The organism is Pseudomonas urmiensis (assembly GCF_014268815.2).
GTDB lineage: Bacteria > Pseudomonadota > Gammaproteobacteria > Pseudomonadales > Pseudomonadaceae > Aquipseudomonas > Aquipseudomonas urmiensis.
On the sequence record NZ_JABWRE020000001.1, the window covers coordinates 872,730 to 886,604 of the forward strand.

10 protein-coding genes are annotated in these 13,875 nt (G+C 61.4%); all 10 read left to right on the forward strand.

Annotation, left to right across the window (positions count from 1 at the left end; genetic code table 11):
* Window positions 1-4 precede the first annotated feature (4 nt).
* The gene (gene flgE, locus HU737_RS04010) at window positions 5-1,372 is read left to right on the forward strand and encodes a flagellar hook protein FlgE (protein ID WP_186555944.1); all 1,368 of its coding nucleotides are present in this window, start codon (window positions 5-7) and stop codon (window positions 1,370-1,372) included.
* A gap of 61 nt (window positions 1,373-1,433) precedes the next feature.
* Entirely contained in the window at window positions 1,434-1,619 is a 186-nt protein-coding gene (locus HU737_RS04015) for a hypothetical protein (RefSeq protein WP_186555945.1), read from the forward strand.
* Between the two features lie 181 nt (window positions 1,620-1,800).
* Window positions 1,801-2,541, forward strand: a complete 741-nt coding sequence (locus HU737_RS04020; RefSeq protein ID WP_186555946.1) for a flagellar basal body rod protein FlgF — start codon at window positions 1,801-1,803, stop codon at window positions 2,539-2,541.
* 48 nt (window positions 2,542-2,589) lie between these two features.
* On the forward strand, window positions 2,590-3,375 hold the full coding sequence (gene flgG / locus HU737_RS04025) for a flagellar basal-body rod protein FlgG (protein WP_186555947.1): 786 nt from the start codon (window positions 2,590-2,592) through the stop codon (window positions 3,373-3,375).
* Between the two features lie 47 nt (window positions 3,376-3,422).
* Window positions 3,423-4,118, forward strand: coding sequence for a flagellar basal body L-ring protein FlgH (gene flgH, locus HU737_RS04030; RefSeq protein ID WP_186555948.1), 696 nt, complete (start codon window positions 3,423-3,425; stop codon window positions 4,116-4,118).
* A 12-nt stretch (window positions 4,119-4,130) separates the two neighbouring features.
* Window positions 4,131-5,240, forward strand: a complete 1,110-nt coding sequence (locus tag HU737_RS04035; protein ID WP_186555949.1) for a flagellar basal body P-ring protein FlgI — start codon at window positions 4,131-4,133, stop codon at window positions 5,238-5,240.
* A gap of 9 nt (window positions 5,241-5,249) precedes the next feature.
* A complete protein-coding gene (gene flgJ / locus HU737_RS04040) occupies window positions 5,250-6,446 on the forward strand; it encodes a flagellar assembly peptidoglycan hydrolase FlgJ (RefSeq protein ID WP_186555950.1) in 1,197 nt (398 codons plus the stop codon).
* Window positions 6,447-6,458: 12 nt separating this feature from the next.
* Window positions 6,459-8,492: a flagellar hook-associated protein FlgK gene (gene flgK, locus HU737_RS04045; protein ID WP_186555951.1), complete on the forward strand. Its 2,034-nt coding sequence runs from the start codon at window positions 6,459-6,461 to the stop codon at window positions 8,490-8,492.
* A 13-nt stretch (window positions 8,493-8,505) separates the two neighbouring features.
* Complete coding sequence (locus HU737_RS04050; protein WP_186555952.1) at window positions 8,506-10,104, forward strand: flagellar hook-associated protein 3; 1,599 nt, start codon at window positions 8,506-8,508, stop codon at window positions 10,102-10,104.
* Between the two features lie 178 nt (window positions 10,105-10,282).
* The gene (locus HU737_RS04055; protein ID WP_186555953.1) at window positions 10,283-13,858 is read left to right on the forward strand and encodes a glycosyltransferase; all 3,576 of its coding nucleotides are present in this window, start codon (window positions 10,283-10,285) and stop codon (window positions 13,856-13,858) included.
* Window positions 13,859-13,875 lie beyond the last annotated feature (17 nt).

Here is a 13,875-nt window from a genome sequence, read left to right on the forward strand (position 1 = left end):
CTATATGTCTTTCAATATCGGTCTTAGCGGTCTGTACGCGGCCAACAAGCAACTGGACGTTACCGGCAACAACATTGCCAACGTCAACACCACCGGCTTCAAATCCTCGCGCGCCGAGTTCGCCGACGTCTACGCTGGCGCCAACCGCCTGGGCGTGGGCAAGAACCAGATCGGTAACGGCGTGCGTCTGGCTGCGGTGTCCCAGCAGTTCTCCCAGGGCGACATCAACAACACCGGCAACGTGTTGGACATGGGTATCCAGGGCCAGGGCTTCTTCGTTCTTTCCGACAACGGCTCGCGGGTGTATACCCGTGCTGGCGCCTTCCAGACCAATAAGGACAACTTCGTGGTCACCTCGGACGGCCTGCGCCTGCAAGGCTACGCCGCCGACTCGAGCGGCAAGATCCAGAAGGGCGTGTTGAGCGACCTGAAGATCGACACCTCGGCGCTGGCGCCGAAGTCCACTACCCTGATCGACCAAGGCATCAACCTCAACTCCTCGGCTGATTCCATTCCGCTGATGGTCGATGACGGCAACAACTCCACGCCGCCGGTGCTGGTGCCCAACAAGGTCTTCGACCCGTCGGATGAAACCACCTATACCAAGTCGTTCCCGACCAAGGTCTACGACAGCCAGGGTAACGAGCACACGATGGAGCAGTTCTATCGTAAGACCGGTACCAACGAGTGGACCATGTACACCCTGGTCGATGGGCGCAACCCGTTCGACCCAAGCAGTGAGGTCCCGCTGACTGGCACCATCAGCTTCAACAGCGACGGTTCGGTAAGCTCCATGAGCGCAGATAACACCGGTCACCCAGCTGGCGCCTCGTTCAGCGTTACCAACAATGTCTTCACCATGACTGGCTGGGTGCCAGCGGCCAAAGATGCCTCGGGTAACTGGGCGGCCAATGGTGCTGAAGGCAATGCCGCAGGCATGCGTCTGTCGATGAACAGCACCACCTCCTACAACACTGAGACTGCGCGTATGTCGCAATCCCAGGATGGTTATGCCACCGGTATCCTGTCGAGCTTGAGCATCGACTCCACGGGTGTGATGTTCGCAAGCTTCAGCAACCAGCAATCTCGCGCCATTGGCCAGGTAGCGATTGCCAGTTTCGCCAACGAGCAGGGTCTGCAGCAGGTTGGTGGTACGCGCTGGACCGAGACCTTCTCCTCGGGTATCCCGGGCATCGATGCGCCGAAGACCGGCACCTTGGGTAGCGTTGAATCCAACTCGCTGGAAGCCTCCAACGTCAACCTGACCCAAGAGCTGGTCGAGCTGATCAAGGCGCAGAGCAACTACCAGGCCAACGCCAAGACCATCTCCACTGAAAGCACCATCATGCAGACCATCATTCAGATGACCTGATGGTTGTCTTGGGGGTTGGGGTTGCTGTGCAGCCCCACTTCCCCAGCGTACGGAATAGTCCATGAAAAAACTGATCATCACCTGCGCCGCCGCCTTCTTCCTGCTCCAGGCCCAGGCGGCCACTGCGCCCTGGTGGCGCTGGGAAAGCCAGGTCGATGGTCGTTTGGTCTGCTCCCAATGGTCGCCAGGGGAGGGGTGGAAGAAATTTGCCGGCCCGTTCAACAACGGCGGTTGCCGCGACATGTAATCGGTTTGCCGTCATCGGCAAGCAGGCGCCGGATATCCGGCGTCGACCTTTCCCTGATGTACCGCAAAGGCCCGTATTTACGGGCTTTTTAATGCTTTTGAAAAGTTGGTTCGGAACTTGCTTTATTGCCTGTACAGCAACGGCGAGCGGCAAGTAATCGCCAGTGCAGCGGAGGATGACTGTGGACAAGATGCTTTACGTGGCCATGACCGGCGCCAGCCAGAACGCGCTGGCGCAGAAGGCCCATGCCAACAACCTGGCGAACATTTCCACCAACGGCTTCCAGCGTGACCTGGAGCAGGCGCGTTCGATGCCGGTGTTCGGTGACAGCTTTCCGGCGCGCGCCTTTGCCATGAGCGAGCGTCCAGCCACTGATTTCAGTGCTGGTGCCATGGTCGAAACCGGCCGTGAGTTGGATGTCGCTGTCAGCGGTGACGGATTTATCGCGGTCCAGGCGCCAGATGGCAGCGAAGCTTATGTGCGCACTGGCAGCCTGAACATCGACGCACTTGGCGTGCTGCGTGCCGGCAACGGCATGCCGGTAATCGGCAACGGCGGCCCGATCGCCATTCCGCCAGAGCAGAAAGTTGAGGTCGGCGAAGACGGCACCATCAGTGTCCGTGCCATGGGTGAAGACCCGCGGGTGATGGCCGAGGTCGACCGGATCAAACTGGTCAATCCGGACACCAAGGGCCTGACCAAGGGTCTGGACGGAATGATCCACACCACCAATGGCCAGCCAGCCGATGTCGACAACAACGTCAAGGTTGTGTCGGGCTTCCTGGAGTCGAGCAACGTCAACGCCGTCGAGGAAATGACCTCGGTGCTGGCGCTGTCCCGTCAGTTCGAGCTGCACGTCAAGATGATGAACACGGCCAAGGAAGGCGATGAAGCCATGGCGCGTGTTTTGCAAATCGGCTAACCACATTTGAACGGGTGCCGTAAAACAGGCGCACGAGGAGAACACTAAATGCTTCCGGCTCTTTGGGTCGCTAAAACCGGCCTGTCCGCCCAGGACACCAACCTCACGGTCATCTCCAACAACCTGGCCAACGTCTCGACCACCGGCTTCAAACGTGATCGCGCCGAGTTCCAGGACCTGCTGTACCAGACCAAGCGCCAGCCAGGTGCCCAGTCGACCCAGGACAGCGAGCTGCCGTCGGGTCTGCAGGTCGGTACCGGTGTGCGCATCGTCGGCACCCAGAAGAACTTCCAGACCGGCAGCCTGCAGACCACCGAGAACCCGCTGGACATGGCAGTCAACGGTCGCGGTTTCTTCCAGATCCTGCAGCCGGATGGCACGGTTTCGTACACCCGTGACGGTACCTTCCACCTGAACTCCGACGGCCAGATCGTCAACGCCGATGGCTTCGCCCTGGAGCCTGCGATTGTCGTGCCCAACGATGCCCAGACCTTCACCGTCGGCCAGGACGGCACTGTGTCGATCACCACCGCCGGCAACCCGGCCGCGCAGATCATCGGCAACCTGCAGACCGCCGACTTCATCAACCCGGCCGGCTTGCAGGCGATTGGTAACAACCTGTTCCTGGAGACCGCCGCCAGTGGCGCGCCGCAGGTCGGTACCCCAGGCCTGAACGGCTTCGGCACCACCCTGCAGCAGACCCTGGAGAACTCCAACGTCAGCACCGTGGAAGAGCTGGTCAACATGATCACCACCCAGCGTGCCTACGAGATGAACTCCAAGGTCATTTCCACCGCTGATCAGATGCTGTCGTTCGTTACCCAGCAGCTCTAACCCTAAGGTCGCTGTCGCAGCGTCTGTTCCACCGTGAGGTAAGCGTCATGAATCGTCTGTTGTCCGTATTCGCCCTGGGGGGGGCGGTGTTGTTGGCCGGTTGCGTCGCGCCGACGCCCAAGCCCAACGACCCGTACTACGCGCCGGTATTGCCGCGCACCCCGTTGCCGGCGTCGGCCAACAACGGTTCGATCTACCAGGCTGGTTTCGAGCAGAACCTGTACAGCGACCGTAAGGCGTTCCGGGTCGGTGACATCATCACCATCACCCTCAATGAGCGCACCTCGGCGAGCAAGAGCGCCAACTCGCAGATCGACAAGGACAGCACCGCCAATCTCGGGCTGACCTCGTTGTTCGGCGCCGTGCCCAACACCAACAATCCGTTCGGCAGCGGCGACCTGTCGCTCGAAGCCGGCTACAGCGGCAGCCGTGCGACCAAGGGTGACAGCAAGGCAGCCCAGGGCAATACCCTGACCGGCTCCATCACTGTGACCGTGGCCGAAGTGCTGCCCAACGGTATCGTCGCGGTGCGCGGTGAGAAGTGGATGACGCTCAATACCGGTGACGAGCTGGTGCGTATCGCAGGGTTGGTGCGCGCCGATGACATTGCCACTGACAACACCGTGCCCTCGACCCGTGTCGCCGATGCGCGCATCACCTACTCGGGGACGGGTTCGTTTGCCGACGCCAGCCAGCCCGGGTGGTTGGATCGCTTCTTCATCAGCCCGCTTTGGCCTTTCTGAGTGCGGATGCCCATGTTCAACTTCAGGCAGCTGATTGCCGCAACCGTTCTTTTGTCCGCAGCGTTCGGCGCTCATGCCGAGCGCCTGAAGGACATCGCCAGCATTTCTGGCGTACGTACCAACCAGCTGATTGGCTATGGCCTGGTGGTGGGCTTGAACGGCACCGGTGACCAGACCACGCAAACCCCGTTCACCCTGCAGACGTTCAACAACATGCTCTCGCAGTTCGGCATCAAGGTGCCGGCGGGCTCCGGTAACGTGCAGCTCAAGAACGTCGCCGCGGTGTCGGTGCATGCCGACCTGCCAGCGTTTGCCAAGCCGGGCCAGGTGGTGGATATCACCGTCTCCTCGATTGGTAACTCCAAGAGCTTGCGCGGTGGCAGCCTGTTGATGACCCCGCTCAAGGGGATCGACGGCAACGTCTACGCCATCGCCCAGGGCAACCTGGTGGTCGGCGGCTTTGACGCCGAAGGCCGCGACGGCTCGAAGATTACCGTCAACGTACCGTCGGCCGGTCGGATTCCAGGTGGCGCCAGTGTCGAGCGTGCAGTGCCGAGCGGTTTCAACCAGGGCAATAGCCTGACCTTGAACCTCAATCGCCCTGACTTCACCACCGCCAAGCGCATCGTCGACAAGGTCAATGATTTGCTCGGCCCAGGCGTCGCCCAGGCGGTCGATGGTGGTTCGGTGCGCGTGACTGCGCCGATGGATCCAAGCCAGCGGGTCGATTACCTGTCGATCCTGGAGAACCTTGAGATCGATCCGGGCCAGGCGGTGGCCAAGGTCATCATCAACTCGCGCACCGGCACCATCGTTATCGGTCAGAACGTCAAGGTTTCGCCAGCGGCGGTCACTCACGGCAGCCTGACTGTAACCATTACCGAAGATCCGATCGTCAGTCAGCCAGGGCCATTCTCCAATGGCCAGACTGCCGTGGTGCCGCGTTCGCGGGTCAACGCCGAGCAAGAAGCCAAGCCGATGTTCAAGTTCGGCCCCGGCACCACGCTGGATGAAATCGTCCGCGCGGTGAACCAGGTCGGCGCGGCACCCAGCGACTTGATGGCGATCCTTGAAGCGCTCAAGCAGGCTGGCGCGTTGCAAGCTGACCTGATCGTGATCTGAGGACCGAGCATGAACTCCAAGAGCCTGGTTTCCAGCCCAGCCGACAGCGGTGCCTACACCGACCTCAATCGCCTGACGTCACTCAAGCACGGAGATCGCGACAGCGAGGCCAACGTGCGCAAGGTGGCTCAGGAGTTCGAGTCGCTGTTCATCAGCGAGATGCTTAAAGCCTCGCGCAAGGCCACCGATGTGCTGGCCGAAGACAACCCGATGAACACCGAGACGGTCAAGCAGTACCGCGACATGTACGACCAGCAGTTGGCGGTGAGCATGTCCCGCGAAGGTGGCGGTATTGGTTTGCAGGACGTGCTGGTGCGCCAGCTGTCCAAGCAGAAGAGCCCAGTGGCCAGTACCAGCCCGTTCCCTCGTGGCGAGGGCGCTGGCCCGGCCTTGTGGGGCAATAGGGTTGCCGAGCCGGTCCATGCAAGCTCCGGCAGCGCTGCGCGCAACGATGTGGCGGCGCTCAATTCGCGGCGCCTGTCGTTGCCGGGCAAGCTTACCGATCGGTTGCTGGCAGGTATCGTGCCGTCGGCGGGCAACCCTGCGGTTGCAACCAATACAGCGGCGATTCCTGCCCGCGATGGGCAGTTGGTCAATGGTGTGGTCAAGGGCGACTGGGAGCCGGCGCAAGCCTTCGCTGCTGCCGATGGCGGCACGCGCATCCTCGGGCGGGCCATGGCCCAGCCACCGCTGGCGCCGAAGAAAGCCTTTGGCAACAGCGACGAGTTCGTCGCCACCATGTTGCCGATGGCCGAGCAAGCCGCCAAGCGAATCGGCATCGATCCGCGCTACCTGGTGGCCCAGGCGGCGCTGGAAACCGGTTGGGGCAAGTCGGTCATGCGCAACACCGATGGCAGCAGTAGCCACAACCTGTTTGGCATCAAGGCCACCGGTAGTTGGCAGGGCGGTGAGGCGCGGGCGATCACCAGCGAGTTCCGCGACGGCCAGTTCGTCAAGGAGACCGCAGCGTTCCGTTCCTACGACTCCTACCAGGACAGCTTCCACGACCTGGTTAGCCTGCTGCAGAACAATTCGCGCTATCAAGATGCGGTGAAGTCAGCCGATAACCCAGAACAGTTCGTGCGAGAACTGCAAAAGGCCGGGTACGCCACCGACCCGAACTACGCCAGCAAGATCTCGCAAATCGCAAGACAGATGAAGTCGTACGAGAGCTACGCAATGCTCGGTACCACAACGCAACTTTAAGGGTAGGGATCCATGGCGAGTTTGATCAATATTGGCATGTCCGGGCTGGGAGCTGCCCAGTCCGGGATGTATACCCTGGGTAACAACATCGCCAACGCCGATGTCGAGAGCTACTCGCGCCAGCAAAACGTGCAGAAGACCAAGGGCGGCCAGCAGACCGGCCAGGTCTTCATCGGTACCGGGACAACCCTGGCCGACGTGCGCCGGGTGTACAACGCCTACCTGGAAAACCAGCTGCGTACCACCACTTCGCTGTCCAGCGACGCCACTTCCTACCTGAACCAGATCACGCCGCTCGATACCGCCCTGTCGAGCGCTGACACCGGTATTACCGCCGCCCTGCAGAGCTTCTTCAGCGCCATGCAGGATGCCTCGGCGAAGCCGACCGAAGATGCGTCGCGCCAGTTGCTGCTGACCAGTGCCCAGACCCTGGCCAAGCGCTTCAACACCCTGTCGTCGCAGCTCAACCAGCAGAACAGCAACCTCAACAGCAACATGGCCTCGCTCGCCACTCAGGTGAACAACCTGACCAAGACCATTGCCGATCTCAACGAGCAGATCTCCAAGGTCGGCGCCATTACCGGTCAGCCCAATGACTTGCTCGACCAGCGTGACGGCGCAGTGCGTGAGTTGACCGCACTGATCGGTGCCGATGTCGTCGAGCAGAAAAACGGCAACTACGACATCTACCTGAAGAACGGTCAGGCACTGGTGCTGGGCAGTACCACCCAGACCATCGGCGTTGAGCCAAGCGCGACCGATCCGACCCGCATGAGCCTGATCCTCAATCGCGGCTCGACCAAGATGGACATCACCAACAGCACCACCGGTGGCGAGCTGGGCGGGCTGATTCGCTACCGCAAGGAAACCCTCGACCCTGCGCTCAACGAGCTCGGCCGGGTGGCCTTGGTCGTCGCCGATGCGATCAACAGCCAGCTGGCCCAGGGCATCGACAAGAACGGCAACTTTGGCGCCAGCCTGTTCGGTGACATCAACAGCCTCAAGGCCATCAGCGAGCGCAGCGTGCCCAAGCTGGGCAACAGTACAGGCTCCGGCAACCTCGATGTGACCATCAAGGACACCGGCAAGCTGACCACCAACGACTACCAGGTCACCTTCACCAGCGCCACCGAATACACCGTGCGCCGCCTGCCGGACAACACCGAGATGGGCAGCTTCGACCTCACCACCACACCGCCACCGGTGATCGACGGCTTCACCCTGTCGCTCAATGGCGGCGGCTTGGCGGCCGGTGACAGCTTCAAGATCACCCCGACCCGCAATGCTGCAGCGAGCATCGAATCGGTGCTGACCGATCCCAAGCGCCTGGCCTTGGCCTCGCCGTTGACCGCCACCAGTGGCGCGGGCAACAAAGGTACCGGGGTGATCACCCAGCCGACCCTGACCACTGAACTGGACATCTACGATTCGGCCCAGCTCAGCGCCATGCAGAATGGCTTGAAGTACTCGACGCCGGTCAAGCTGGTGTTCGGTGACGACGCCAGCTCGCCGCAGTCGTACACAATGTTCGACGCCCAGGGTAACTCCATCGGCAGTGGCACCATCATCCCAGGCCAGGAAAACAAGCTGCAGCTGTCGGTGCCGATGCGCGACGCCAGCGGCAACGCGACGGGCGAAAGCTTCAGCTTCGAGATGAGCGTCTCCGGTGCGCCTAAGAATGGCGATAACTACACCGTATCGCTGACCGGCGCAGGTTCTGCCGACAACCGCAACGCCCAGTCGGTGATCGACCTGCAGACCAAGTCGACCGTCGATGTCGGGGACAACGGCAAAGGCATCAGCTTCACCGATGCCTACGCCAAGCTTGTGTCCAACGTCGGTGGCAAGGCCGGTCAGGCGAAGATGGACAGTGATGCCACGACCGCGCTGCACACCTCTGCATTGGACAGCCGCAACTCGTTGTCGGGCGTCTCGATCGACGAAGAAACCGGCAACCTGATCAAGTTCCAGCAGTACTACACCGCGTCGTCGCAGATCATCAAGGCGGCCCAGGAAACCTTCGCCACCTTGATCAACAGCCTTTAAGGAGCCGTAGACCGTGCGCATTTCCACTTCGCAGTTCTACAACACCAACAGCGCCAACTATCAGCGCAATTTCGCCAACACGGTGAAGACCCAGCAGGAAGCCAGCGACGGCATCCGCGTGCGCACTGCCGCAGACGATCCGGTTGGCGCTGCGCGCCTGCTGCAGCTTGAGCAGCAGCAGAACATGCTCAAGCAGTATTCGGGCAACATCACCAACGTGCGCAATGCGTTGGGCACGGCCGAAAGCACCTTGAGCTCGATCGGTACCATCCTGCAGCGGGTCAATGAACTGGCAGTGAGCTCTGGTAACGCAAGCTTCACCGATGCCGATCGCAAGGCCAATGCCGATGAGCTGTCTTCGCTGGAAGACCAACTGTTCTCGCTGATGAACAGCAAGGACGAAAACGGCAAGTACCTGTTCTCCGGCTCCAAGGGCGACACCCCACCCTACGTTCGCAATGCTGATGGCACCTACAGCTACCAGGGCGATCAGAGCAGCCTGATGCTGCAGGTCGGCGACATGCTCAGCCTGGCCGCCAACGAGACCGGCTATGACGCTTTCGAGCAAGCGCTGAATACCAGCCGCACTGAAACCCAACTGACCGTGCCAAGTACCGACGATGGCCGCATCAGCCTGTCCAACGGCCAGGTTTCAGGTAGCTCGACGTTCAATGATCGCTTCCGCAGTGGCGAGCCCTACAGCATCGAATTCACCAGCAGTACGCAGTTCAAGATCACCGACACCAACGGCAACGACGTCACCCTGGAAGCGACCCAGGGCGGCAAGTTCGACCCTAATGGCGAGAACACCTCGATCAATTTCCGTGGAGTCGACCTGCGTCTGGACATCACCTTCAAGCCCGGTGACGAGGTCGACTACGATGCCGCCCTGGCGGGTCATACCTTCACTTTGGGGGCCAAGCCAGACTCCATCAGCGGCACCCGCAGCCCAGGCAACGGTGCTTCCGGCAGCCAGGTCACCGGCGCCAGCATTACCGATGAGTCGCTGTACAAGGCCGCATTCCCAGGCGGTGGGGCGATCCTGAAGATTTCCGACAGCGATCCGACCAAGTTCGATTTGTATGCCGCCCCCTTGGATGCAAACAGTCGGCCGATCGGCAGTGGCACGCTGGCGGGTACCGGCACCGCCGCCGACCCATTCACCGCGACTGCGGCAGGCGTGACATTCGAGCTCTCCACAGCCCCGGATGCCGGCGACTCGTTCGCGATCAAGGCGGATACCCACCAGACCCAGAATGTCCTCGATACCATCGGCCAGCTGCGTACCGCGCTGATGACACCGATGGACAAGGATCCGGCGGCCCGGCAGAACTTCCTCGCCTCCCTGGACTCGGCCATCGGCAACATCGCCAGCGCTACCAACCAGGTGTCCTCGTCGATCAGTGCCATTGGTGGTCGCGGCCAGGCGCTTGACGTCCAGGCCGAGACCAACGAAGCCTTGAGCACCGAGAATCTGAAGACGCAGAGCTCGATCCGCGAAAGCGATCCGGCCGAAGTAATGCTGCGCCTGCAAATGCAGACCAACATGCTCCAGGCCTCGTTGCAGGCCTACGCCAAGGTCGCAGGCCTGTCGCTGGTCAACTACATCTGATCGAAACCTGGTAAGCGAGGGGCCTGCTCGCCGGGCCTTCCTCGCCGCCGCTGAATGGTTTGGCGGCGGCCGCACCCAAAGGATTGCGGCTCATGCGGGGCCTAGGGAGCAATCACTCCCGCCTCGATGGAGTGCCAATCACTTCGAACAGATTGAACAACCGCTTAAGTGAGCCCTCGTGAACGCAAGCCCCCTCGTCAGTATTGCCATCCCAGCGTTCAATCCTGAGTTTTTCCGCAGCACGTTGAGCAGTGCGCTGTATCAGGACTACCCCAACCTTGAGATTGTCGTCTGCGATGATAGTCGAGGGCCTGAGATCGAGGCGATCTGCCGAGAGCTGGGCGAGGGATCGGCAGTGCCGGTGCGCTATCAGCGCAATTCCGAGCGGTTGGGCTTTGCACGTAACCTGCTGGCGTGCCTTGAGCAATCCTCAGGGCAGATGATCAAGTTCCTATGTGACGACGACACCCTGTTCGGTGGCTGTGTGCGTGCCCAGGCAAAGGTTATGCAGGACTGGCCGCACATCAGTCTGGTGATCTGCCAGCGCCTGCTGTGCGCTGCCGATGACGTGCTGTTGCCGTCGCGGGCGCTTAACTTTGTCATTTCGACGCGTAGCGCAGTGCTCAATGGCACTGATCTGTTGGCCAGTATCGCCGACAGCGCCCCTAATCTGTTTGGCGGGCTGAGCCACGCCTTGCTGCGTCGTGCTCAGGTCGAGCAGTACATGGCGACCTTGGTTCAGGACGGGCAAGGCTTTGCTGCGCGCCTGGACCTGGCCTTGTATGCCTGTGTGTTGCGCCGTGGCCACTTGTGCAGCCTGGATCAGGTGCTGAGCCTGGAGCGCGTTCACCCCGGCCGATTGAGCCATCAATCGAGCATGACCAGTGCCTACCAGGCCGAAACCGAGTGGCTGACGCAAATGCTCGGTGCCAGTACTGCCGAGGCCGCCCCGGCCGATGGTTGGGTGCGCTACCAGCCACTAGCTGATTATGCCGGCGAGGCGCAACCTGCCTGGGAGGAGTTCGACCTGCGCCGTTATTTTGCCGGGCAGATGGCTAACTTCAATCAATACGTCGGCACCAACAGCCTCAGCTTTGCCGAGCTGTATGGCGAGTGGCTCGAGTGCCGCAGCCTCACAGCGGGCCAGCAGCGCCTTCTGCCCAAGCGCATCGAGCAATGGCCAAGTCAGCCACGGATCGTGCCCGTGGTGTTCTGTGAGGAGGGCGACCAGGCTGGGTTACGTCTGACCCTCGACAGCCTGGCCGGGCAATCCTACCCCGCGCATCGGCTGTTGGTGGTAGGCCCTGCATCGCTGCAGGCGGTGGCAGGCGGCCAGGCCCAGTACCTGAGCGCTGAGCAGGCGACGGCGGCTACGCTCAACCCTTGGCTGCTAGGTGCTGATCAGGTCGACTGGATGTTCTTGCTGCGTGCGGGTGATCGCTTGCATGAACATGCCTTGGTGATCATGGCCGAGCGCATGGCGCTGCGCACTGACAGCGTGTGCCTGTACACCGATGAGGGTGCCAATGACAATCTGGCGCCCTCCAGCCCAATCTTCAAACCCGACTTCAACCTGGACCTGATGCGCAGCGTGCCCTATGTGGGGCGAATGCTTGCATTCAACGTACCCGCCATTCGTGCGCTGGGCGGCTTCGATGGCCAGTTCGCCAGCTTGGCGCCCCAGGATCTGCTCTGGCGTCTGGTCGAAGCCCATGGCTTGCAAGTGGTCGAGCATATCGCCGAAGTGCTGGTGCAGTGTCAGCACAGCTACGCCGATTGGTTGACTGAAGCCAGCGCCCAACTACACGCACCGCGTGTCGTGCAGGCGCATTTACAGCGCCTGGGGGTGAGTGCTCAAGTGTCTGGCGGCGAGGGTGGTATGACCGCGCGCGTGACTTACCTGCATGAGCAGGCCGCTGGAGTATCGATTCTGATCCTGGCCATGGACGATGTGCAAAGGTTGATGCGCTGTGTGGAATCGCTGCTTGAGCATACTGCCTACAGCCATTTCGAGATCATCCTGATTGCACATGACGATACCTCAGCGGATGTACGCGACTGGTTGCGGGCCATGGCTGAGCTTGGCAGCGCGCAAGTGCGCTGTGTCGCAGTTGCTGCCCAGGGCCGTGCTGCCAGTCTCAATCAGGCTAGCCAGCACGCCCGAGGCGAGTACCTGTTGCTGCTCGATGACGCTTGCCTGCTGTTCGATAAGCAATGGCTACAAGAGTTGATGCAGCATGCCCAGCGTCCTGAAGTCGGTGTGGTCGGACCTAAACTGCTCGATGGTGATGGCGCGGTGGTGTCCGCCGGGTTGGTGCTGGGCATGCACGGGGCAGCTGGTAGTTCGCAGGTCGGTTGCGCGGCCAATGCTGACAGCTACATGAACCGTCTGCGCCTGGTGCAGAACTGGAACGCGCTGGCCCTGGATTGCCTGTTGATCCGCCGCGCACTGTTCGATGAGTTGCAAGGCTTGGAGGCAGACGCCTTGCAGCACGGCCTGTTCGATGCCGATCTGTGCTTACGGGTGCGTACATCAGGCTATCTGGTGGTGTGGACGCCGTTCTCGAAGGTCGCCAAAGTGTCCGCCGCCGAGCCGCTGGCGCTCTGTGCGCAGGGCCTGGAAGCGGATCGAGATGCCTTCTACGAACGCTGGCTGGCCTGGGTCGCCGCTGATCCGGCATACAACCGCAACCTCAGTCTGAAACTTGCCAACTTCAACTTCGAGCCAGGCCTTCGTACCGGCTGGAACCCCTTCATTGCCAGAGCCATGCCCTCGGTGCTGGCCCTGCCGAGCAATGCCACGGCCATCGGCCACTATCGGGTAGTGCAGCCGTTCAGTGAGCTTGAGCGAGCGGGCTGGATTCAGGGGCGGATCGACTACAGCAGCTCTGACCTAATCGAGCTTGAGCGGGAAAAACCCGATGTGGTGATCCTGCAGTGTCGCTACACACCGGCCAATCTCAAGGACATGGCGCAGTTTAAGCGCTTCTCCAGTGCGCGTCGGATCTACGAGTTGGACGATTACATCATCGAGCCACCGAAGAAGAACGACCATGCCCGCAACATGCCCAGCAACATGCGCGAGCTGGTCAGCGGCGCGATTGCCCTGTGTGATCGGGTGGTGGTTTCGACCGAGCCGCTGGCCGATGCTTTGTCGCACCTGCATCACGACATTCGCGTCGTGCCGAACATGCTTGCCGCTTCCTTGTGGAGCGGCCTGAGCAGTCAGCGCCAGAGTAGCGCGCGGCCACGGGTGGGCTGGGCCGGGGGCACTAGTCATCGCGGCGATCTGGAACTGCTGCTGGACGTGGTCAAGACCCTCGCTGATGAAGTCGACTGGGTATTCTTCGGCATGTGCCCGGAGGGCTTGCGTCCCTACATCAAAGAGTTCTACGACACCCTGTCGTTTGCCCGCTATCCGCAAAAGCTGGCCAGCCTCAACTTGGATCTGGCCCTGGCGCCGCTTGAGCAGAACCTGTTCAACGACTGCAAGAGCAACCTGCGCTTGCTCGAATATGGCGCCTGCGGGTTCCCGGTAATCTGCACTGACACCAAAGCCTATGCCGGCTATCTGCCCTGCACGCGGGTGCAAGAAAACACTACCGAGCAGTGGCTGGAGGCAATCCGCATGCACTTGAACGACCCGCTGGCCAGCTACCGCCAGGGCGACGCGCTGCGTGAAGCGGTGCTGCGCGATTACGTGCTCAATGAACACCATCTGCAGCACTGGGCCAACGCCTGGCTGGCAGACTGAACCTTGGCACCCGGCGC

Coding starts and splice junctions, on each gene's coding strand:
- HU737_RS04035 (WP_186555949.1), top strand. CDS start 4,131: ATGTTCAACTTCAGGCAGCTGATTGCCGCAACCGTTCTTTTGTCCGCA.
- flgH (WP_186555948.1), top strand. CDS start 3,423: ATGAATCGTCTGTTGTCCGTATTCGCCCTGGGGGGGGCGGTGTTGTTG.
- HU737_RS04015 (WP_186555945.1), top strand. CDS start 1,434: ATGAAAAAACTGATCATCACCTGCGCCGCCGCCTTCTTCCTGCTCCAG.
- flgJ (WP_186555950.1), top strand. CDS start 5,250: ATGAACTCCAAGAGCCTGGTTTCCAGCCCAGCCGACAGCGGTGCCTAC.
- flgE (WP_186555944.1), top strand. CDS start 5: ATGTCTTTCAATATCGGTCTTAGCGGTCTGTACGCGGCCAACAAGCAA.
- flgK (WP_186555951.1), top strand. CDS start 6,459: ATGGCGAGTTTGATCAATATTGGCATGTCCGGGCTGGGAGCTGCCCAG.
- flgG (WP_186555947.1), top strand. CDS start 2,590: ATGCTTCCGGCTCTTTGGGTCGCTAAAACCGGCCTGTCCGCCCAGGAC.